Origin of the sequence: Thermocoleostomius sinensis A174 (assembly GCF_026802175.1) — a bacterium.
Classification (GTDB): Bacteria; Cyanobacteriota; Cyanobacteriia; order Elainellales; family Elainellaceae; genus Thermocoleostomius; species Thermocoleostomius sinensis.
The window spans coordinates 1444773-1465362 of sequence record NZ_CP113797.1; the positions used below are offsets into that span (position 1 = coordinate 1444773).

Below are 20590 nucleotides of genomic sequence, written 5' to 3' on the forward strand. Positions count from 1 at the left end.
CTCAACCCTATGGATCTTAGCGCTTTCGGAGAAGAGGGGTAGGAAGAAAAACGAGCTGAGAAAATTGATTCCCCCTGGGTGCATTCTCCTTAGTGATTTCTACCTGCCAATTCCTACCTCCTAACCGCCGCTAATCCAATTCACTCTCTAACACCGTGGCAATCGCTTGGCGCGAATTTTCCTGAAACTCTTGCACATTCACCCGCCGTAGAAAGCTAACTGCAAGGATCATGCCGATCGCCTGAAGCCCGAAGACCAATCCGTAGGCAAGCACCAGATGGTTGAATAATTGTTTGCCGAGGGTTAGCACAGTTCCACCCATAACGGTGGCAATGGCCCGAGCTAATGCCTGTGACAGACCCCAAGCGCCAATAAACGTGCCCGCTGTTTCAGCCGCTGTCAAATCCAGCATCATGCTAATAGCGCCGGTGGTAGTGAAACCCGATGCCACTCCGAATACAACTAACGCGCCGCGCAACAGCACTGGGTTTTCAGTAAATCCAGACAGAATGATCAGCGCAAAACAGCCTGCTACCAGCCAACAGCCTAATGCGGCTGTGCGCTGTTTACCCAAACGGGGCACAATCAAAAAGCCTGTACTGCTTAGCCCCACCAGGGTTCCCGTTCCCCAAAAAGCATTCAGGCGGGTAGTTTCTGCATAACTCATGCCAAACACTTGTCCACCGTAGGGTTCCAAGATTGGTTCTTGCATAAACAGGCTGATGGTCATTATCAACAAAAATGTGAAAAACAGACCTGTTTGACGGCTCGCCGTGAGAACCCGCAAGGCTCGCCCTAGGGTAATTTTATCCTCTCGATCGACCAGCGTTGATCGGGTAGCAAACCGGGAATACCGTTTTTCTATTCCAACCGTCGCCAGCAACACCAGCCCCACGACGATCGTCGGCACCACGCTAAACAAGCGATCGATCGAAGTTTGCAAGGCAGCAATCGGAGCATCTGCTTCTAGTTGCTGCAATAGCTCGCCGCTGAGGATGGCTCCAATCACGATTCCTACCATCAGCATTGACCATACCACGCCAACCAATCGGGAACGATCCTCTTCGTCGGACACATCCACTAGCAGCGCTGCAAACGGAGTTGAACTAGCACTCAACGCCAACCCATACAGAATCAATAAAATAGCCAGAAAACCAGTCCAGCCAGCAATTTGACCTGTCCAAGCCCACCCCCCCGCTGTTTCGATTCCTGCTCCCAATTGCCAGCTTGCTTGAACTGCGAGATAGGAAATTAGAGTAAAGGCAATCGAACCTAGCCAAATGTATCCACTACGATGCAGTCCAAACAGGGGTTTTGCGTCGGACATTTGCCCAAACCACACCCGTGCTGGCGCAACAAACTGATGCATGGCGATCGCTCCGGCGGCAATCACAGCTGGAACAGCTAGCCCGTCAATTAAAACGCGATTCAACACACCCAACATGAGAATCGACATAATTCCCAAGCTCATTTGAAATAGCCCCAACCGGAACATTGTCAAAAGACCGAGTTTGGAGCGGCGATCGGCATTGCCTAGATCTGATCTAGGCGTTGAGAGGTGCTCAGTTGCCATAGTTCCTAGAGGTAGTTGCTTAACAATCCTTTTCAATCGTTGCTTTAACTTCAAACAACCACACCAGAAGCAAACGACCTCCCACCGCAATCGGCAGGAGAAAACAGCTTCTTCTCTAAGGATAAAGCGGGGAGTGATTGGAAGCGTAGCCAACGGCTGAAAAATTAAATGGATTTAGGAGTTACACCGTTGGGTTGACATTAAACCCTGAAGCAGATGAATTGATAAACCCCTCAGCGACTCTCCGAAAAACTCCGATGAGTCTAAGTTTCACGGTTTTTTCGTCTCAGTTTTTGTTGTCAATCTAGTTTGAGCGCATTGACGGGAACCTCATCCCAAGACTCGACTGTACGAATTTGCGCAACCCAGCCTTCTTGCTTCTGTTCTGGTGTCAAGTTGGATTCAAAGGAATCGTGACATTCTTGTGCTTGACGTTCATCGCAGCAGGCAATGCAGGCTCGAATAATGCCAGATGGATCGATTTGCTCATTCACCCAAATGATCACAAAGATTTCCTCTAAACAGCTTGAACGCTCCGTGTTCATTCTCTCATTGCCAGTTGCCCGATCGCCTTCCCCGTGACGCGGCAAATGCGCCAATCGGGTAACACGGTTGCGCCCATGCGTTGGTAGAAGCCGATCGCGGGTGCATTCCAATCTAAAACGCTCCACTCAATGCGCCCGTAATCACGTTGGAGGGCCAACTGGGCTATATACCTTAATAGTGCTTTGCCAATGCCTTGGCTGCGGTAATCTGGCAGCACAAATAAATCTTCTAGATATAGTCCGGGCTTGGTGAGAAAGGTAGAGTAATTTGTAAAAAATAGCGCAAACCCGACTGCCCGATCCTCACACGTTGCCACAATTGCTTCAATGCAGGGGCGATCGCCGAATAAATGAATTGCTAGCGCGTCTGCACTGCCTGTGACGCAATGCGACAGTTGTTCGTACTCGGCCAAGGCGTTGATAAGACTAAAGAGCGTAGGAACATCGTCAGGTTGGGCAAAGCGAATCACGAGGTTATTCGGCCAAGGCATTCCAGTATCTGGCATAGGTCGTGGAACATGCTACATGAATCATGAATGAAGGTTAAGGGCGATCGCTAGCCAATTTGTTCAAGAACCCCAGGTTGGCACCCCAATTTCCGCACCGCTTCACCGCAGCCAGTTCTTGAGCCGAGCCGCTACTTGAGGACGACGCAACTTGCGCATAGCCTTCGTTTGAATTTGCCGTACTCGTTCGCGGGAGAGATTGAAAATCACGCCGACTTCTTCTAGGGTGTGGGTTTCGCCAGTTGTTAACCCATAACGAAGAGCAATAATATCGCGTTCTCGTTCGGTTAATACTTCTCCTAAAACCGTGTAGATTTCCTGGCGCATCATCGATTCGCTCATCTGCGCTTCGGGCGACTGGGTGCTGTGGTCTTCCAAAAGCTCCATCAGTTCTGTGTCTTCCCCTTTACCTACCCGGTGATTGAGCGATAACGATCGCCGCCGCACCTGTTGCAAATTGCGAAGCTGATCGGGAGCCATATCCAAAGCCGCCGCTAGTTCAGCTTCCGTAGGGTTGCGATTTAGCTCTTTGCGCAGTTCGCGATGGGCCTTCTTCAGCTTATTAAGTTTTTCAACAATATGAATCGGCAGCCGAATCGTCCGCGCATCATTGGCAATCGTTCGAGTAATACCTTGGCGAATCCACCAATAGGCATAGGTGGAAAATTTGTAGCCTTTGTCTGGGTCAAATTTCTCGGTGGCGCGGTTTAGGCCCAAAGCTCCTTCTTGAATCAAATCCAGGAATGGTACGCCACGATTGAGATAGCGCTTGGCGATGGACACCACCAGCCGTAGATTCGATCGAATCATCTTGCGCTTCGCTACCCGACTGAGATACAGCCGATGTTCTAATTGGCGCTCTGTTAAGTCTAGAGATTTGGCAATGTCGGCCTTCGTCGCAGGACGATCGAGTTCTTTCTGAAGCCGTTCGCGTAGCTCTTCAATCTCACCGAGAAACTTGACTCGACGCGCCAACTCAATTTCTTCATCGGGTTTCAGCAGGGGATAGCGAGCCATTTCCTTGAAGAAAGCGCCCACAGCATCGTCTGAGACCGTTTTGCGATATCCCGATGCTCGGCTAGACATAAGTTCGCTTAATTCGCCCTCAAATCCAATGATGACACCGGGTTCACCGTCGCTGCGGTCATCTGAAAACCCCATCTCTTGCAGGTCGGACTCTGGCGAAAGAAAGTCAGTTTCAGAGAGGTTGATTAACCCAACTAAGTCAGTTGAGTCTTCAAACGAGTCACTCATTCTCCGATCGGAATTATGATTGTATAGGGCTGTCATATCTACTTCGATTTAGTGCAATTAGTGCAATTAATTGGGGAGATAGCTGCAAAGAATGTGTTCAGTTCAACCAGTGCTTAATCAACCAGCGTTTTAGACGAGATTTGTAATCACAACGAACCCTTATCCAGTTGAACCGCGTTCCACCAACCATCAGTTAAACAAATGTGTTTGTCGAGACAAACGATGTCATTCACGGTCGTCTATATCAGTAAAATTTGATGAGGGACATCGAATGTTTTAGAAGAACACTTCAAAAACGTCGATAGGTTTGCTTTGTTGTTAAGGTTGTTTGCTGAACCCTAATTCATTTCTAATTCATTTAGATCTACCCTAACTTTCGGGCGGCTAGCTGTAAGTTGATACAACTATTTATCTCAGCTTCGGTTTCTAATTAAGAAACCGCTGATGACTGAGATACAGATCAAGCTGACTGTGTAGGTCTAGCAGCACTAGGACTAACGCTACAAAGACCTGAGAGAATTAGACTAATAATGCCTATCTCTTGCGCTAACCCTACCGGAACCAGCCGATCGAATTGTCTATCTGACTACATTTCTAGCCAAGATGTATCTGGCAGATTTTGTGTTTGCTACACCAAACTCTCAGAAAGAATGGTCTTTCTTGGCAGTGCTCTGAATTTGTCAGGTCTCTGGCAATCCAGCTACAGGGCAAGGGATTATCTCCTTAGATGCAATCCAAAAAATGAATTCACTCTGAGCGCTTTCAATCGACGAACATTGTGAAACTAACGTGAGTACCACCTCATTTAACTGGTTTATTCATTCAACTGTGTGGTAGCGGGAAGAAGTTTAACTTCATCCTGGCGAATCGTCCATCCAAGTTAATTTAACTTAACAATATTTGCGGTTGTCTCCTGTAATCAAATTGTTAATCAAACTGTAGAAGATTTGAAAAGTTGTAGAAAATTGTCTGTATGCAACGCTCCTCGAAAAACAGAACTGGTTTTTATTGTCTTTTTTTATACGTTTGAGCTTGCTTTTTAGTTAAATTCCTCTAGTGCTTCAGGCAAGGCTGCTCAAAACTTGCTACCTTAATCTAGAGAAATGGTCAAAACTAGCCAGCCACATTCTTGCCGGGTGGTATGTACAGGGTTGCATTAGTTTTGTCTATTGTTTTTTGTTCGTCTCGTCGCTATTCTTAATTCCTCTGTGGTAGTAGATCGGGGCTTTATCGTCTTTCAGTATCGTTTTTCAGTCACTACTGATTCCTCAGATTCTATGCTCCGTCGCCCTGGCTTTACTCATTGTTGATTGCTCGATCGCATGTATTCAAATTTACTTGAACCTTCCCTATCCCCCCGGCGATCTGTTTCGTCGCTCGCCGAACCCAACAACCGTTACCCGACGGAAGGAGGTTGGGTTGAAGTGTTGGTCGATTGTCCTGGTGCAGAAGGGTTATATACCTACGCTGTTCCACCGCATTTACAGGTGCGATCGGGTGATATTGTGAGTGTGCCCTTCGGTGCTCAGCAAGTGGGAGGAATTGCCATTCAACGCCTGAGACAACTCAGTGCTGATCGTGATCCGGCAACAATGCGTTCAGTTGAGGACGTGATTAGTCACGGTTTTTTTCCACCTACTTACTGGGAATTGTTACAGCGAGTCGCTCAGTATTACTGTACGCCTCTGATTCAGGTGGTGCGAGTCGCTCTGCCGCCTGGCTTGTTGGGGCGATCGCAACGGCGCATTCGTCTCACTGCGGCGGCGCCGTTCCCCCCTATCAGGGAAGTACTATCTCCCACCGCTCAACAACTATTGACGTTGCTGCAAGCTCAAAAACAGGGCGATTATTCCTGGCACTATTTGCAGCGGCAAGTCCGCAGTGCCAACCGGGGGTTAACAGAACTGCTTCAGCGTGGGTGGGTAGAAAGCTATTTGGAACCGCCGTCTGTAGTTCGTCCTAGACAGCGCCAAGCTGTGATGCTAGCCCATCAACCGTCCATTCCATCCTTAAGTGGACAGCAGCAAGAAGTGCTGGCAATTCTGCGCCGACAAGGGGGGGAAATGTGGCTACAAGACTTGCTCCAACAGGGGCAGGTTAGCTCATCGGTGGTGAGAACCCTAGAGCGCAAGGGCTGTGTGGTGATTCGATCGCAGGAAGTGTTGCGCTTCGATGCAACTGTGCCGGTGGTTCCCGATCAGCCCAAAGCATTGACAGATGAGCAAGCAGAGGTTCTAGCTACCCTTAAGGCTTTGACAGGGCATGCCCAAGTGCTGCTGCATGGTGTGACTGGATCTGGCAAAACTGAAATCTATCTCCAGGCGATCGCGCCAGTGTTGCAGCGCGGACAGTCAGCCTTAGTGCTCGTTCCCGAGATTGGACTCACCCCCCAACTCACGGATCGATTTCGGGCCCGCTTTGGATCGGCGGTGCATGTGTACCACAGTGCCCTGTCCGATGGAGAGCGCTATGACACGTGGCGACAGATGCTAGAGGGTACGCCACAAGTTGTGATTGGCACACGATCGGCGGTGTTTGCCCCGTTGCCTCAGCTAGGGGTAATTATTTTAGACGAAGAACACGATGGTAGTTTTAAGCAAGACCAGCCCGTGCCTTGCTATCACGCTCGCACAGTGGCACAGTGGCGATCAAAATTGGTAAATTGCCCGCTGATTTTGGGATCTGCCACTCCCTGCTTAGAAAGTTGGGTGGAAGCAGGAGGGAGGGAAGCGAGGGAAGACAGAAAAGATATCTCCCGGTTGTTCTTTCCTTCCTCATCTTCCTCATCGTTGACATCGCCTCCGCCTTCCCTGTATTTATCTCTGCCGCGCCGAATTCACGATCGCCCCATGCCACCGATTGAAGTCGTGGATATGCGGCGAGAACTGCACCAGGGCAACCGATCAATTTTCAGCCGATCGCTGCAAGACGCACTACAAACCATGCGCGATCAGCACCAGCAAGGATTACTGTTCATTCATCGACGTGGACACAGTACGTTTGTCTCCTGTCGCAGTTGTGGGCACGTCATGGAGTGTCCGCACTGTGATGTCTCTTTGACGTATCACCAAACCCAACTGGGCGGACACGAAACCCTGCGCTGTCATTACTGCGGCTATGGGCGATCGCATCCATCTCGCTGTCCGGTCTGTGACGCTCCCTACCTGAAGCATTTTGGTAGCGGTACCCAGCGCGTCATGCAAGAATTGGCTCAGCATTTTCCTTCCCTGCGCTGCCTTCGGTTTGATAGCGATACTACTCGCGCCAAAGGGTCACATCGCGCTCTATTGACTCGCTTTGCGTCCGGTGAGGCAGATATTTTAGTCGGGACACAAATGTTAACCAAAGGTATTGACTTGCCACAAGTCACCTTGGTAGGGGTGGTAGCGGCTGATGGTCTCTTACATCTTGCAGATTTCCGTGCCAGTGAACGAGCCTTTCAAGTGCTAACCCAAGTGGCAGGTAGAGCCGGACGGGGGGCTGATCCAGGACGAGTGATTTTACAAACCTATTCTCCTCAACATCCGGTGATTGAAGCCGTTGTTCAGCAAACCTATCCCTTGTTTGCCGAGGCAGAACTGCAACAGCGGCAAGCTTTGCATTATCCTCCCTATGGTCGCTTGGTCGCCTTTCGCCTCAGCGGCTTTGATGCCGAAGCCGTGCAGCAGACTGCCACTGCCCTCGCCCATCATCTACGATCGCGCTTAGAGGCAGAATTATCCACTTCCACATCCGGCCAGACCCCTTTCTATGAACTGCTAGGACCGGCACCAGCGGCCATTGTCCGGGTGGCACGGCGTTATCGCTGGCAACTACTGTTAAAATTTTCCACGCATTATGAGATTGGGTTGCCAACCTTGACCGAGCTACGATCGCACTGTCCCGCGGGTGTCAGTCTCACCATCGACGTTGATCCGCTGCGATTGTTGTAAACGCTATAAACTCTAGGGTCGCTTTAGGGCCAATTTCCAATTTCAGCCCCTAATCCTGCTTGGGACGCCGCTTACGTCGATTAATCAATGCCCGATCGACCGGAAACCCTGCCACTGGCATGACCTGATATTTGCGTTCGTCTTCCAGTTTGCGCAATTCCGTATAGTCTACCCAATGAATACAATCAACCGGACAAGTATCAATTGCCTCTTGAATCACATCTTCAGCATCCCCATCTTGCCGAATCACCCGCGATCGACCATAGTCTGGCTCAATATAAAACGTATTGCGAGCGACGTGGGCACAGTGTTTACAGCCAATGCAGGTGATTTCATCCACATACACACCCTTCTGCCGTATGACGCCCCCCAGTTCCGGCTCTAATCCGGTACGATCGTCGGCATGACGCCAATTTCCACCTAATTCGGGTTCTAGTCCCGATGGTGTTGCTGGCAGCCCATTCGCGATCGGCTCTATTGGTACGGAAAAATCACTCATTGCCTTGCTCTATCCATTGACAGCTTGAAACGCACTGCTCTGGGACATAACCCACCAGAGAGCATCAAGTATCGAGAAAGCACCAAGGACTGAGTGCTGAGTGACGCTCCCTAACTCAGTCTCAGTCCTCCATTCTCAAACTACCTGGTCTAGGCGCTCCAGCGTTGTACAACCAAGCGAATCGAACCGTCTTGATTCTGCTGTTGCTCTGCCACATGGAACCCTTGACGTGCTGTTTCCTTAACAACCGTGTGGTATGCATAGCGCTGAGTAACCCGATTGACAAACCCCTCCACTGACAACGGCTGTTGCCAATATTGCAAGTCGGCTACTAGTTCGTACTGATCATCATTGCGGCTAAAGCCGACATCGTATCCGTTCGCTTGCTCAATCACAATCTCTGCATCATGGGTTTGTCCTCGATACCCACGAATGGGTTGAGGTCCGGGCTTCCAGTTAATATTCAAATCGGTCAGGGCCGCTTGCAGAGACGTGAGATCACGGATTTGAGTTTTGATCTGAGTAAAGTGTGACATGGGAGACTTTATAATGACTTCGCTTGGACTAGGGGAACAGGAAATGAGATGCCAAACCATCTACCACTCGCTGTAAGTGGTTTGAGAATAGGCAGAGTTTGATTGTTGAACTGGCTGAGCGTAGTATTCAGAAGTCGTTTCTTGACTAACGACGCGACCCAACTGGGCTTCGATCGCCGCCGTGACATCTGCACAGGATTTACCGACAATTCCTGTAACTTTCTCTTGAACTCGACCATCTGGATAGATGATGAACTCCAGACTTTCCATGTTTGCTAACTAGCTCTCAGAAAGGTTTACCGAGTCAAACTAGGCAAGCCTACCCCAACTGTCGCTGGCATTATTGTCAGCAGTCAGTTTAATGCATTTGAGCGTAACCCAGCTTGGATTGATTTTAATTAATCAACTGGAATTAGATGAATAACATCGAGTCAAAACGCAACAAAAATTAGCAGAGGGGTGAGGCTTTACTTCGTGTCTTCAGATAGTTTCGCTTAACTCAAGAATCCAGTCAAGGATGCTATTTGGCGAAAACTGGTCTTGATCTCATTCAAACCCAGGGAGAATTCATAGAAAATGCTCTATCTTTGAATGAGTTTTACACTTCTTCACTGTTCCACAGCCATCGAAACATGTCCTCAATCTTTGGGCTTACTTTGGATTACACCAAGAAATTGCCAGAACCGACATCATCAAAGTCTACGTTATTGAGAGTGACGAGGGTGCGGAAGGGGCGATCGCCATTGTCCCCGTCTATATCAATGCGAATCAACGTTCGCTCATTATCGTCATTGACAATCACGACATACTTGTCGAGCCGATCGGATTCAGAGTAGCGACTGTCTGCAAAAATTTGTCTTAGATCCAGCACGTCTTCGTCAGTAACAAAGTCTGTAATTTCATCGCCCCGTTCGTCAAACAGGCTGTCTTTACTGCGCCCCCGATCGCGTACTGATCGATAAACAAACCGATCGCGCCCTGCGCCTCCGGTCAGCGTGTCATTGCCACCACCGCCAATGATGACATCGCGTCCATTGCCACCAATTAAAGTATCGTCCCCCGAACCGCCAACCAGCGTGTCAGCCGAGCGCCCTCCATTGAGGCGATCGTCACCATTGTTTCCCTCCAGAAAATCTTGCCCAGTGCCGCCAAACAGGCTGTCGCGACCGCTATTTCCCTCTAAGCGATCGTCGCCTGCTTCTCCTTCCACGCGATCGCGTCCGGGGCCACCAATCAACGTATCATTTCCGCCTCTACCAAATAAGCGATCGTTTCCTCCCCTGCCCCGCAAAATGTCATCCCCCTCTGTGCCGCGCAGTCTGTCATTGCGGTTGGTTCCTGTTCGTTCCACCCCCGGGACATTGGCGAGAACAACCTCAGATGCCGATAATGTGGCAGCAACCGTCACCTCAGAGAGATTACCAGTTGTCTCAGACGTTGTAGCCGGGGATACAAGAGTAGAGCGCAGGGAGTTGTCCGCTTCAGGTAACAGAAAGTCGGAAGTGGAATTAGAAGTAGATCGATTCGCTGTCATTAGTTCATCTAGGTTAAACGAGTCGCCAACCACAACGCCAGCAACAAGACTCGCAAAGTTTACCACGTCACGGTTCTCTATTAACTATTCATTTTCGTCTGTTAAGACCAATGCTCTATCCGATTGCACAGTCTATCGACCCCTCCCAACCTCCCCTTGGCAAGGAGAGGAGCCGCCGGCGGTGAGGTGAATGTAATGCCGCAGACAACGAATGAGAAAAGACCAGGACTGACGGAGTTCAATCCGTTTCGCCCCTCAGCCCCTAAATGGAGGGGGGGAAGCTAGATAAACTCCTTCGTGTTGAGGGAGACAAGGGACAAGTGGGTTAGTGAAAGCATCTTAGCGCCTCCACCTAGCCTTGTTGAACTCTAATTGGCTGCAATGAGTGTCGTCGTTTCAACGTAAATTTAGGCAAAATGGGGAAGATTAAAACCCGTTGATATGATGCTTGGTTGTGGGTCGATCGCCAGTGTAGCTACTATATTGGTTCCGAAGCCATGGCTTCCGGATTACGGGTGCTTCTGGAGTGTTGTTATCTTCAGTAATCTGCGATGAGAGATGATCTCTGAATTGTCTCTAGCTGCTTATCATTTCCGCGTTATTTGTTTCCGTACTGTGAGGGTTGACTAAACTGCCATGCAACCATCGATTCCAATTGGAACTGTGTTACAAAATCGCTACCGTTTGCTGAAGGTGCTAGGGCAGGGTGGTTTTGGTCGAACGTACTTGGCAGAGGATCTGGGACGCTTCAACGAACGCTGTGCGCTGAAGGAGTTTAGCCCACTCGGAGAAAGCGACTATGCACTCAATAAATCTAAGGAGTTATTTCAGCGAGAGGGGGCAACGCTCTACCAAATTCAGCATCCCCAAATTCCTCAATTTCGAGCCACGTTTGAAGAGGATCAACGTCTGTACCTTGTCCAAGACTATGTAGAAGGCAAAACCTACCGCGCTCTGCTCTTAGACTATAAATCTCAGGGCAAAACCTTCTCGGAAGCCGAAGTGCTGTGGCTGATTCAGCAGTTATTACCCGTACTGGCGCACATTCACAGCAAAGGTATTATTCATCGAGACATTGCTCCTGACAATATTATGTTGCGTGAGCAGGATAATTTGCCTGTTTTAATTGATTTTGGTGTGGTTAAGGAAATTGCGACTCGTCTGCACGCACCGGATACCCAAACTCAAGCAACCACGGTGGGGAAAATGGGTTATGCTCCTAGTGAGCAGATGCAGACTGGACGTGCTTACCCCAATAGCGATCTCTATGCGCTGGCGGTAACGGCGTTGGTTTTACGAACTGGTCGTGAACCCCAAGAATTATATGACGATCAAACCTTGACCTGGCAATGGCAGCGGTGGGCTACGCTCAGTCCTGGCTTGGCGCAAGTGTTAATGCGGATGTTAAGTTATCGTCCGACCGATCGTTATCAATCGGCAGAGGAGGTAATCACCGCACTACAAGCCTTGATCAGTCCGCCGCCTTCATCCACCACTCGCACCCTCCCGATCGCGTCTCCCAATCCTTTGGCCTCCCCCTCAGCGGCGCCTCCCCCGCCTTCCCCCGCCTCTGGTCATCGAGCGATCAAACCCAGGAAAACTGACTCCCGTGTGCCCACGGTGGCTATTGGGCAACGCCCAGAGGCAATGCCCCGTCCTGTCGGGCAACCCCTCCCAGTAGAACGGCGATCGGCCGCGACCGCTCCACCTACCCATGACGGATCATTTTGGGAGAATCCAGTAGCCCTGATATTAACCACCATTGGGTTGGCCACTGTATCAGGAATTGCCGCTTGGGCAATTGTCAGCGCCATTCTCAACAGCACGCAACCTACCCCGATCGCCAGTCCCACCCCTGCCCCGATCGAAAATCCCACCCTCCCTCCTACGCCTGACCCTCCAGCAGCGGGAGAACCCAGTATAGTTAATGTGCAGCTAGAAGCCCTCCAACCAACGGGAGCGATTGTGCCCGTAGAAGGAATTGCGAGAGCCAATCAACTCCACAACTACACCTTCACAGCCGAGGATGGGCAGCAACTCAGCATTGCAGTGGAACAGGGAGAAGTGATCTTGGGGGTATTGGCTGCCGATGGCAACCCGGTCAATGAGCAAGCGTCGCAATTTCGATCGAATTGGCGAGGAACACTCAGTGCAGGAGACTATACCATTCAAGTGCGGCCGCGTCGAAATGTGCCAGAAAGCTATTATCGCTTTAATGTCGCCCTAGAACCGTCTGAGCCAACTCCGTCTCCTGTTCCTAGTCCCGACCCCAGCCCCGACCCCAGTCCAACGCCCGACCCCAGTCCTGTTCCTAGTCCCGACCCCAGTCCAACGCCCGACCCTAGTCCTGACCCTAGCCCCGACCCCAGTCCAACGCCCGACCCTAGTCCCGACCCCGTCGTTGATACGCAGGTCCTCGACGTACCGATCGGCTCCCCTCTCGATTTTCCAGGTGAGGCGAGCGAATCGGTGGTTCGTCGCTATTTGGTAAACGTTGCTCCTGGACAGGATTTATTGGTGCAGGTGTTACAAGGAGATGTGGTGTTGGATGTTCGATCACCTGATGGTCGATTTGCACAGAATGGCAGCAGAGTGCGCGGGTGGCAAGGCCAGTTTTTGAGCGGTGGCGACTATTCGATCGATGTGATAGCTAATCAACCCACAACTTTCTTTCTACGTGTTGAGTTAGATGGACCGCTTTAAGTTAAAGGGGAGTGGGGAGCCGGGAGTCGGAATTGGGAATAAATGTATGCTGCCGCAGTTTAATCAGGTATTTAATAATTTGTCTTGATAATTTGTCATGGTTGATTGGAGTATTTTCACACTCATGAAAGCGAAGCATCGCAATGCTAAATCAACTCGCTGCGCTTCTCGATCCAATTGGACGATCGATCGGTTGCCGGGTCTCAGCGATCGTGAGCAAGCACGACTAAAATCTTGTGGCATTCACAGCACTGGGCAACTCTTGCAGCAATCTCAAACCCCGGCTCAGCGACAAAACTTGGCGGCTCGGTTGCAAGTTCATGTCCAGTACGTCAATAAATGGTCTGCTTTGGCAAACCTGGCGCAAATTCCCAGCGTTGGGTGTGATTACTGTGGGCTGTTGCTTCATGCTGGAATTAGCTCGCCCACCCAACTTGCTCAAACTTCCTTACCTCGCCTGCATCGACAAATCCTCAAACTACAAGTGGCAACCATGCAGCGTCAAGACCTTTGCCCCAGCCTGGATCAAGTGTCTACCTGGATCGATGAAGCTCGGCAGCTACTTTTGCAAGGCTAAAGCCTAGTCTGGATACCAGAACATCCCCTTGATGCCTTCTGGATCGGACATGAAGCCCAAACCTCGATAAAAATCGACTACATGCGGATCGGCAAATAGCGTAATATTGCTGATGTCTTCACTACGTAGTTTCTTGATCATGTGTCGCATCAGGGCTTTCCCTAATCCTTTGCCTTGAAAATCAGGATGAACCACCACGTCCCAGATGGTGGCATTGAAGGCATGGTCAGACGTAGCACGGGAAAACCCAATCAAGCGGCGTTGGGCCCCTCGTTGCTCCCACATAGAAACCACCAAAAAACTATGTTGAATGGCTTTTTTTACTTTGCGGAGCGGACGACGTGACCAACCCACCGCATCGCATAGTTCCTCTAACTCATAGAGGTCGATGTCTCGATCGGTGCTAAAAAAAATGCGAGAATTTTCTACTACCATACCAGGAGACGCTAGCCCGTCAGCCTCCATCGATTTGGGTGCAGTAGTAGTATCAGAGGTGCTGAATAAGCTCTTCCAGAAACCCATGCGAGTGCGGTCAAGTTAGTACAGAGTCATATAGCAGTAATAGTAAGTATATCGCTGTGCTTCTGCTTCCACTGCACCTTCGGCAAAATAGATCTCAAAAAGACGAAGATTTCAAGCAGATAACAGCCGTAACGTTGCGGCTGCTAAAAATCGATCGCCGTCTGTAGCACGGCTACGTTTTGTTTTTGGGAAAGATGAAAATAGGCAACTGTGCAATCGCCGATCGATCGGGTTCCGTCCGAGGATTGATCGTGATGCGGCTCTACCATTCACGACTTGGAATTCGCCCCGCTTATGGCTTCGGGTTTGAAATCATCCACACTAGAGCTACTGAGACGCTTCAACCGTGCGTTTCCTCAGTTCTACGAGCAATTCGTCAGCAGTGAAATTCAACTACAAAATTTACGGCTAGCCTACCAGCTTTACAAATCTCGACAAGCTGTAATTGAACTCAGTTCTGAAAGCAACCGCAGCACCTTGCATTTTGCCTACCGCAATCACTCGTTTCTACTAAGCGATATTTTTGGTGTGTTGGCAGCTTACGGTCTCACCATTCATAGTCTTAGCCTGTATGGGCAAATTGATCCCCCCATGTTGGTGTTCATCAAGCTCGTAGTATCGCGCGGCGGCAAAGCCCTTCCCGACAAAACGGCTGACAATGTTTGTCGTGCCATTCGTGAAGCCCTAGCAGGGCGATTTGAAGTGGAAGAAATGCTAGCCGTTGAATTTAACCTCGATGCGGGTCTCGAACAAGTAGAAACCGAATTTTATGTCGATCCAGTGTTTCATTTGCCAGCCCTACTGATTGAGGCAGACAACCAACCAGGCTTGTTCTACAAGGTCATGTATGCGATTTGGCAAGAAGATTTGCTTGTTGTCAATGCCAATCTTCTGGTTTGGCGAGGGCGAACACGACTGATTCTTTACCTATTAGGGCCAAACGAAAGTCTCATTCCAGAATACTTGGGGCAAAAGATTGCTGAAGGAGTGCGACAACGCCTGCTCGGTCGGTTTCGATAACTAAACTAACGGTACGGCTGAGCCTGCTTTACCCTAATTGGTTCATTTTCTACCCACAAGCGATTGGGTAAGACCCGTATGGGCTGACGGGAGTGGGAGGTTCCCCACCCCTTAGCGCCAAGACGTTCATAGAGTAGGATTTAGATCAGGGTTTCATTGCTAGACCAATGCAAAGGAACCGATCGCCAACTTAACCTGAGCCTACCTGGTTGTTCGGCTAAGCGCTTTCAGACATTTGACGGAGAGGTTCTACCAGTAGCGTAATGTTACTGCGACCAATCACTCGAACCACCTCACCTGGCGACAGGGTGACATCTCGATTGCATTGGGCCGACCACCATGACCCTTGAAAGCGAACGCGACCTTTTTGGGATGGTTGAATCACAGCATCAACGATCGCTTCTCCAACGGATTGAAATCGAGAGATAGCTGTTAAAGAGGCATTTTCAGCATCCTCAAGGGCGGTTGAAACCGTGGAGTTGAAGAATTTGTTGAGCGAAGACATAACCATTGGAATTCCTCCTTGTCGTGAAACTCACTTGACTATCGCAAAACAGTTAGTGAGGAATAGATGCACTAAGTAACGCCGTAGATTCACTTAGAAAAAGCAAAAAAGCGTCACTCAAGAGGCCTGAGGACACTGAAGGAGATCAAGCTGTAAAAATGCTGACTCTTCAGTCTCCCCTCACTGCCGACGGAGTTAGCTGACGGGCTAGGGCTGAGAGGTGCCCCTTTTGAAAAGGCTAAAGCATTAAATCTCAAGGTCAGAGCGACGACGGTTAAATTCAGTTTTGTCTATCTCTCATCGCTTTATCTTTTTCAAAATTCGCCCCAAGGAATGGTTCCTCCGTTTCAGATTCATCTCTTTGTCATTTTGAATGAAGGTGGATCTGAATTAGGCTGACTAACAGATTTAAGATTGTAAGGTAGCACTCTCGTCAAAATTTCGTCAACGTTGTTGGATCATTGAATTTGCTTTGTCAATTTTGCTACGGTTGCCTTGTCACTCCAACTAAAGTTTGAGTTCGTAATATTAGCTTAAACAAAAATGCAAGTCAATGCTTACGTCTTAAGATGAGTTTTAATATTGCTGATGGAAGAGCGGCTTGAATCTTGTTTTATTTGATACGCAACGATCGCAAAAAATTGACGAGTTGCTCTGGGTGAATCCAGATGTCCTCAAGTAGAGGATTGGTGTACATGAGTTGCCGCAATGGTTCTCCTGCAAAGGGTTGACCACTAACCAGATAATGTTGAAGCGATCGCTGATGGCTGATGACCCAGTAATAGTGCCGGATGTAGGCAGGGTTGATGAACTCAATCACGATTGTCTCAGGGCGACAGAAAATGAGATTGGTTAACCCGCCTCCGTGGGGAGCCAGAATCAGCTTAGCCTGAGCAAACAGAGCGACCTGCTCGGCAAACGATCGGGTTTCTAACTGAATCGGAGTAATGTTATAGGCTTTTAGTTGGTCGATTATCGCTACTTCGTTTAACACTCGTCGGTGGTTGGCGCGGGCGCGGCTAATGTAGATCCGTTCGGGTAATTGAGTGTTGGCAGCAATTGCCTCAGCTAATGGTAAAAATTGTTGCCTTAACCAGTCCATGGCCCACGCTTCTAGCCAACCCAACGGGCCTGCGAAGGAGGGAACTAATAGACAATTAGCTTGGATAAACGGCTGGCGATCGCTTTCCACGATTTTTTCTAAAGGAATGCCCAGCGCGGCCAAGGTGTCTCGTTGAAAGGGTTGGCGGATGCTGTTTAGGAAGAATCGATTGACTTGATCGAGGGGAAAGCCGCTTTGTTGTAACAGCGCCAAACGAGGCAGAATGTCTACTATCCAGTGATAGTAGTTATGCCCTGACAAACCTGTCAGAATAGCCACGGTACCTGAAATCGGAATCGGGCGCGCTTTGGGCAATGGCAATTGCGGGGGTCTAGAGGAGTAGGGACAGCCGGGCAAGTGACCAGGATACGTGCGCGACAAATCGTTAAATAGAGAATCATCCGGTGTTGAAACCGCGATCGTGTGACACACTAGCCAGTCATTTTGCTGTGGCGTAGCCCAACTCTTGCCCTGTGGAATTGTAACGGTGAACAACGGCGAAGCTTGAATAGACGGCAGTCCACGACAGCGATGAATCCCCTGGTCTATCTGAGTTAATTGAAAAGCCTGGAACAAACGCTTGAGGCAAGGCGAACAGTTCAGTCCATGACAGACCGCAGGGATAGGGAATGGAGTGAGGGGATTGAAGTGAACCGGACAATCAATGGGTGATTGTGAAGCAACTGGTGATTGCGGAGCAACGACCCCTCTTGTGTCAGCAGCAGGACAAGTCAAGCACGATCGTATCCAATTTAAGCAGCGGTAGTCGGTGGTGGCGGCATGGGTCGTGAGCCACTCTTGAGTGGACGTATGGAACCCTGTCCAGACTGTTGAGGTGAGGTCGGGTTGGCTGGGATCAATCGCGGCTGAGAGTTGCGATTGTGGCTGAGCTTGTTTCAACGGGCACTTTGCTAAGTTGCGGTTGGGGTCGAGGCGATCGGGCTGAAGCTGTAAAGCTTGCTCGTAGTAGAGTTTGGCTTGCTGCGTTTGACCGTTGCCACCGTACCTAGCAAGTGCAGCGGCTCGATGAACGTAGACGTCTGCTAGATAACTGGCTATGACCGACGAAGCTTGTTGTTGATGGAGGGCTAAAAAAAAGCGCCCGCAGGCAATCTGCGCTTGCAGCAGTTCATCGATAGGCGAATTTCTCTGATCGGAACGATTTCTGGCTTGTTCTGTCCATTGCCAGTAGGCTTGCACATAGGGTAGCTGGGGTTGAATCACAGATCGCAGTAGTGCAAACGCCCGATCGAAATCTCCTAGTGCGAGCCACGAAAAGGCTGCTTCGGCGTAGATGTTCCAATGGGTGGGGTGCTGTTGAATTGCTTGCTGAAGATGCTCAATAGCGGCCGCATGTTGGCCTTGTTGGCGCAAAAGTTGACCTAAGCCGTGATGGGCGACTGCCAAATCTGGTTGCAGAGCAATGGCACGACGGTAGGCGACGATCGCCGCTGAAATTGTTTTTCGATCGGTGCCTTGTTGGCTCAGGCTTTGCCCCAAATTACTATAGAGAATGGCCGAATCTGGCTGTAGGGCGATCGCCTGCTGATACACCTGAATCGCAGCGTCAACCTCACCTTGTCTTGCCAATATACAGCCCAGATTGTTATAAGCCTGGACGGCGTTGGGTTCTAGCGCGATTGCCTGTTGATAGTTGGCAATGGCTCCGGCGAAATCCCCCTGTTTCTCTAACACGTACCCCAAATTGTAGTGTAATTCGTACAGAGAGAAGGGCGGCATAGGGTTAAGAAATAAAGGGAGTGTTGCTTGGCGGTTGGTTGAACAAGATCATGTGGCTCAAAGCTGGCTCAAACTACCCTCACCCACAGGAGCGTGAAGCTGACACTGGCTCTGCTTCCACAGGAGCAGGGGTTGAGGGATGAGGGGGTAAAAGTTGCAACGTGTCAAATATCCTCTTAGACAGGTTGGCGCGATCGAGTGATTTCAACGGCTACACGACCAGCGAAATCTGGAATTGGCGGGGTAAGTTTGGTGAGACGAACCCGCACTTGGGCAACCTTGGCAACTTGATCAGACGCTAACACCCGCTGCGCAATTTCTGCTGCCAGGGTTTCGATTAATTGACAGCGAATGGTGCGAATCAGCGTTTGCACCGCTTGAACGATCGCTACATAGTCATAGGTATCGTCTAGGCGATCGCTAGCGCCAGCTGGAGCCAAATCGAGCCATAGGGTGAGATCAACCTCAAACCATTGCCCCAAGGTTTGTTCTTCTGGCAATGCCCCCACATAACCATAGGCGCGAATGCCTGTGAGATTTAAAGTATCCATAAGTGACGCTGGATTTAATCCGTAAGATTGCGGTGGGTGAAGGCCTTGGCGTTGGCTCCGGTATACGTTGCGGCGATATGACCGTTGCCTACCAGTTGGTACTTATACGTGACCAACCCCTCTAATCCAACCGGTCCACGTGGCGGCATTTTTTGCGTACTAATACCTACTTCGGCTCCAAAGCCATAGCGGAAGCCATCCGCAAAGCGAGTTGAGCAGTTGTGGAAGACCCCAGCCGCGTCTACTCGGGCTGTAAAGTGACTGGCAGCCTCTGCATCTTCCGTCACAATCGCCTCTGTATGGCGAGATCCATAAGTATTGATGTGATCGATCGCCGCTTCCAGAGACTCCACGAGCTTAATTGACAGAATGAGATCGCTATATTCAGTAGCCCAGTCGCTTTCGGTCGCTGGGGTGAGTTCAGAGAAAGCGTCTCCTATTAGTTGACGGGTGGGTTCGTCGGCTCTTACTTCCACCTGTTTAGATTGGAGGGCTGGAATAATTTGTTGCAGGAATGCTGGAGCAATCTGCTTATGAACCAATAGCGTTTCGATCGTATTGCATGCAGAGGGGTATTGCGTTTTGGCATCTACCGTAATCTGCACAGCTTTTGGCACATCAGCCGCCTGATCTACATATAAGTGACAAATCCCATCGGCGTGTCCCAACACCGGAATCCGCGTATTTTCCTGCACAAACCGTACAAAAGCATTGGAACCCCTAGGAATAATCAAATCTACATATTGGTCAAGGTGCAGCAATGCCAATGTTTCCTCTCGAGTAGTGAGCAGGCGCACCAACGCAGGATCGAGACCCACTTGAGTTAAGCCCCTATGAATCGCCTCAACCAACGCTTCGCACGATCGAACGGCTTCTTTGCCACCCTTCAACATCACAGCATTTCCCGATTTAATGGCCAATGCTGCAATTTGCATCACCGCATCCGGTCGCGCTTCAAAGATGACACCCAAAACTCCCAACGGGCAGGTTATGCGCTGTAACACTAACCCGTCATCTAGCTCTCGGTGAATTTGCCGTACACCTACCGGATCGGGCAATCGTCCCACATTGCGCACCCCAGCGATCGCCGCCATCAACTTCTCAGCATCCAGTTTCAGCCGACCATAGAGCGATTTAGCCAATCCCTCTGCAAGCGCCGCCTCACAATCGGACTGATTGGCTGCCACAATCTCAGCCGACGCCGCTTCTAAAGCTGCGGCTATTGCTTCGATCGCTTGATTTCGGGTTTCAGTCGATGCGATCGCCAACTGACGTGCGGCCTCACGGGTTTCACGAGCCAACGTAGCAAGAGACGGAGTCAGAGTTTGAGAAGTCATTGGTGGTTGGGAAGTGGGGATTGGGGGTTGGGGAACTAGGAAGTAGGATTGGGGACCGGGAATCGGGGGGGGGTAGAAATACCTCTGCTATTCTCGATTACCCATCACCCATTACCCATACCCCTGTGTTGAGAGTATAGATCTCCATCCTAAA

At 50.0% G+C, this 20590-nt stretch carries 18 protein-coding genes and 1 riboswitch; of the genes, 4 read left to right on the forward strand and 14 right to left on the reverse strand.

Features of this window, described 5'->3' with window-relative positions:
• Positions 1-130 precede the first annotated feature (130 nt).
• The 4 genes from OXH18_RS06275 to OXH18_RS06290 form a co-directional block, all read right to left on the reverse strand.
• A complete protein-coding gene (locus OXH18_RS06275) occupies positions 131-1573 on the reverse strand; it encodes a BCD family MFS transporter (protein WP_268611594.1) in 1443 nt (480 codons plus the stop codon).
• Positions 1574-1872: 299 nt separating this feature from the next.
• Positions 1873-2079 (reverse strand): glycogen debranching protein, encoded by a 207-nt coding sequence (locus tag OXH18_RS06280; RefSeq protein ID WP_290428456.1) that lies wholly within the window; start codon positions 2077-2079, stop codon positions 1873-1875.
• Between the two features lie 35 nt (positions 2080-2114).
• Positions 2115-2624, reverse strand: coding sequence for a GNAT family N-acetyltransferase (locus OXH18_RS06285; RefSeq protein ID WP_268611597.1), 510 nt, complete (start codon positions 2622-2624; stop codon positions 2115-2117).
• Positions 2625-2726: 102 nt separating this feature from the next.
• A complete protein-coding gene (locus tag OXH18_RS06290) occupies positions 2727-3710 on the reverse strand; it encodes an RNA polymerase sigma factor, RpoD/SigA family (protein WP_268613136.1) in 984 nt (327 codons plus the stop codon).
• A 1490-nt stretch (positions 3711-5200) separates the two neighbouring features.
• Between OXH18_RS06290 and priA the strand changes: the two genes are divergently transcribed.
• On the forward strand, positions 5201-7810 hold the full coding sequence (priA, locus tag OXH18_RS06295) for a primosomal protein N' (protein ID WP_268611598.1): 2610 nt from the start codon (positions 5201-5203) through the stop codon (positions 7808-7810).
• 49 nt (positions 7811-7859) lie between these two features.
• On the opposite strand, the gene OXH18_RS06300 is transcribed toward priA, so the two are convergent.
• From OXH18_RS06300 to OXH18_RS06315, 4 genes are all read right to left on the reverse strand, one after another.
• Positions 7860-8309 (reverse strand): ferredoxin, encoded by a 450-nt coding sequence (locus OXH18_RS06300; protein ID WP_268611600.1) that lies wholly within the window; start codon positions 8307-8309, stop codon positions 7860-7862.
• Between the two features lie 149 nt (positions 8310-8458).
• On the reverse strand, positions 8459-8845 hold the full coding sequence (locus OXH18_RS06305; protein ID WP_268611601.1) for a DUF1257 domain-containing protein: 387 nt from the start codon (positions 8843-8845) through the stop codon (positions 8459-8461).
• A gap of 60 nt (positions 8846-8905) precedes the next feature.
• Positions 8906-9115 carry a DUF2997 domain-containing protein gene (locus OXH18_RS06310; protein WP_268611602.1) on the reverse strand — a complete coding sequence of 70 codons (210 nt, stop codon included), beginning with the start codon at positions 9113-9115 and terminating at the stop codon, positions 8906-8908.
• A 391-nt stretch (positions 9116-9506) separates the two neighbouring features.
• The gene (locus OXH18_RS06315) at positions 9507-10445 is read right to left on the reverse strand and encodes a type I secretion C-terminal target domain-containing protein (protein WP_268611603.1); all 939 of its coding nucleotides are present in this window, start codon (positions 10443-10445) and stop codon (positions 9507-9509) included.
• Positions 10446-11015: 570 nt separating this feature from the next.
• Between OXH18_RS06315 and OXH18_RS06320 the strand changes: the two genes are divergently transcribed.
• Together OXH18_RS06320 and OXH18_RS06325 are read left to right on the forward strand one after the other, a co-directional pair.
• A complete protein-coding gene (locus tag OXH18_RS06320) occupies positions 11016-13082 on the forward strand; it encodes a serine/threonine-protein kinase (protein ID WP_268611604.1) in 2067 nt (688 codons plus the stop codon).
• A 124-nt stretch (positions 13083-13206) separates the two neighbouring features.
• Positions 13207-13659: a DUF4332 domain-containing protein gene (locus OXH18_RS06325; protein WP_390904382.1), complete on the forward strand. Its 453-nt coding sequence runs from the start codon at positions 13207-13209 to the stop codon at positions 13657-13659.
• Positions 13660-13662: 3 nt separating this feature from the next.
• On the opposite strand, the gene OXH18_RS06330 is transcribed toward OXH18_RS06325, so the two are convergent.
• Both OXH18_RS06330 and OXH18_RS06335 read right to left on the reverse strand, forming a co-directional pair.
• Positions 13663-14181 (reverse strand): GNAT family N-acetyltransferase, encoded by a 519-nt coding sequence (locus OXH18_RS06330; RefSeq protein WP_268611606.1) that lies wholly within the window; start codon positions 14179-14181, stop codon positions 13663-13665.
• 143 nt (positions 14182-14324) lie between these two features.
• Positions 14325-14450, reverse strand: coding sequence for a hypothetical protein (locus tag OXH18_RS06335; protein WP_268611607.1), 126 nt, complete (start codon positions 14448-14450; stop codon positions 14325-14327).
• 25 nt (positions 14451-14475) lie between these two features.
• On the opposite strand from OXH18_RS06335, the gene OXH18_RS06340 reads away from it, so the two are divergent.
• The gene (locus OXH18_RS06340; RefSeq protein ID WP_268611608.1) at positions 14476-15201 is read left to right on the forward strand and encodes a hypothetical protein; all 726 of its coding nucleotides are present in this window, start codon (positions 14476-14478) and stop codon (positions 15199-15201) included.
• Positions 15202-15418: 217 nt separating this feature from the next.
• Here OXH18_RS06340 and OXH18_RS06345 read toward each other — a convergent pair whose 3' ends face one another.
• From OXH18_RS06345 to OXH18_RS06360, 4 genes are all read right to left on the reverse strand, one after another.
• Complete coding sequence (locus OXH18_RS06345; protein WP_268611610.1) at positions 15419-15712, reverse strand: NfeD family protein; 294 nt, start codon at positions 15710-15712, stop codon at positions 15419-15421.
• A gap of 163 nt (positions 15713-15875) precedes the next feature.
• A riboswitch (cyclic di-AMP (ydaO/yuaA leader) is annotated at positions 15876-16083 on the reverse strand.
• A 236-nt stretch (positions 16084-16319) separates the two neighbouring features.
• Positions 16320-18548, reverse strand: a complete 2229-nt coding sequence (locus OXH18_RS06350; protein ID WP_268611611.1) for a tetratricopeptide repeat protein — start codon at positions 18546-18548, stop codon at positions 16320-16322.
• Positions 18549-18724: 176 nt separating this feature from the next.
• Positions 18725-19099 carry a dihydroneopterin aldolase gene (gene folB / locus OXH18_RS06355; RefSeq protein ID WP_268611612.1) on the reverse strand — a complete coding sequence of 125 codons (375 nt, stop codon included), beginning with the start codon at positions 19097-19099 and terminating at the stop codon, positions 18725-18727.
• A 14-nt stretch (positions 19100-19113) separates the two neighbouring features.
• Positions 19114-20436: a glutamate-5-semialdehyde dehydrogenase gene (locus OXH18_RS06360; protein WP_268611613.1), complete on the reverse strand. Its 1323-nt coding sequence runs from the start codon at positions 20434-20436 to the stop codon at positions 19114-19116.
• Positions 20437-20590 lie beyond the last annotated feature (154 nt).

Coding starts and splice junctions, on each gene's coding strand:
- OXH18_RS06325 (WP_390904382.1), top strand. CDS start 13,207: ATGAAAGCGAAGCATCGCAATGCTAAATCAACTCGCTGCGCTTCTCGA.
- OXH18_RS06290 (WP_268613136.1), bottom strand. CDS start 3,710: ATGTCTAGCCGAGCATCGGGATATCGCAAAACGGTCTCAGACGATGCT.
- OXH18_RS06275 (WP_268611594.1), bottom strand. CDS start 1,573: ATGGCAACTGAGCACCTCTCAACGCCTAGATCAGATCTAGGCAATGCC.
- OXH18_RS06340 (WP_268611608.1), top strand. CDS start 14,476: ATGGCTTCGGGTTTGAAATCATCCACACTAGAGCTACTGAGACGCTTC.
- folB (WP_268611612.1), bottom strand. CDS start 19,099: ATGGATACTTTAAATCTCACAGGCATTCGCGCCTATGGTTATGTGGGG.
- OXH18_RS06350 (WP_268611611.1), bottom strand. CDS start 18,548: ATGCCGCCCTTCTCTCTGTACGAATTACACTACAATTTGGGGTACGTG.
- OXH18_RS06335 (WP_268611607.1), bottom strand. CDS start 14,450: ATGGTAGAGCCGCATCACGATCAATCCTCGGACGGAACCCGATCGATC.
- priA (WP_268611598.1), top strand. CDS start 5,201: ATGTATTCAAATTTACTTGAACCTTCCCTATCCCCCCGGCGATCTGTT.
- OXH18_RS06345 (WP_268611610.1), bottom strand. CDS start 15,712: ATGGTTATGTCTTCGCTCAACAAATTCTTCAACTCCACGGTTTCAACC.
- OXH18_RS06300 (WP_268611600.1), bottom strand. CDS start 8,309: ATGAGTGATTTTTCCGTACCAATAGAGCCGATCGCGAATGGGCTGCCA.
- OXH18_RS06310 (WP_268611602.1), bottom strand. CDS start 9,115: ATGGAAAGTCTGGAGTTCATCATCTATCCAGATGGTCGAGTTCAAGAG.
- OXH18_RS06330 (WP_268611606.1), bottom strand. CDS start 14,181: ATGGGTTTCTGGAAGAGCTTATTCAGCACCTCTGATACTACTACTGCA.
- OXH18_RS06285 (WP_268611597.1), bottom strand. CDS start 2,624: ATGCCAGATACTGGAATGCCTTGGCCGAATAACCTCGTGATTCGCTTT.
- OXH18_RS06320 (WP_268611604.1), top strand. CDS start 11,016: ATGCAACCATCGATTCCAATTGGAACTGTGTTACAAAATCGCTACCGT.
- OXH18_RS06360 (WP_268611613.1), bottom strand. CDS start 20,436: ATGACTTCTCAAACTCTGACTCCGTCTCTTGCTACGTTGGCTCGTGAA.
- OXH18_RS06305 (WP_268611601.1), bottom strand. CDS start 8,845: ATGTCACACTTTACTCAGATCAAAACTCAAATCCGTGATCTCACGTCT.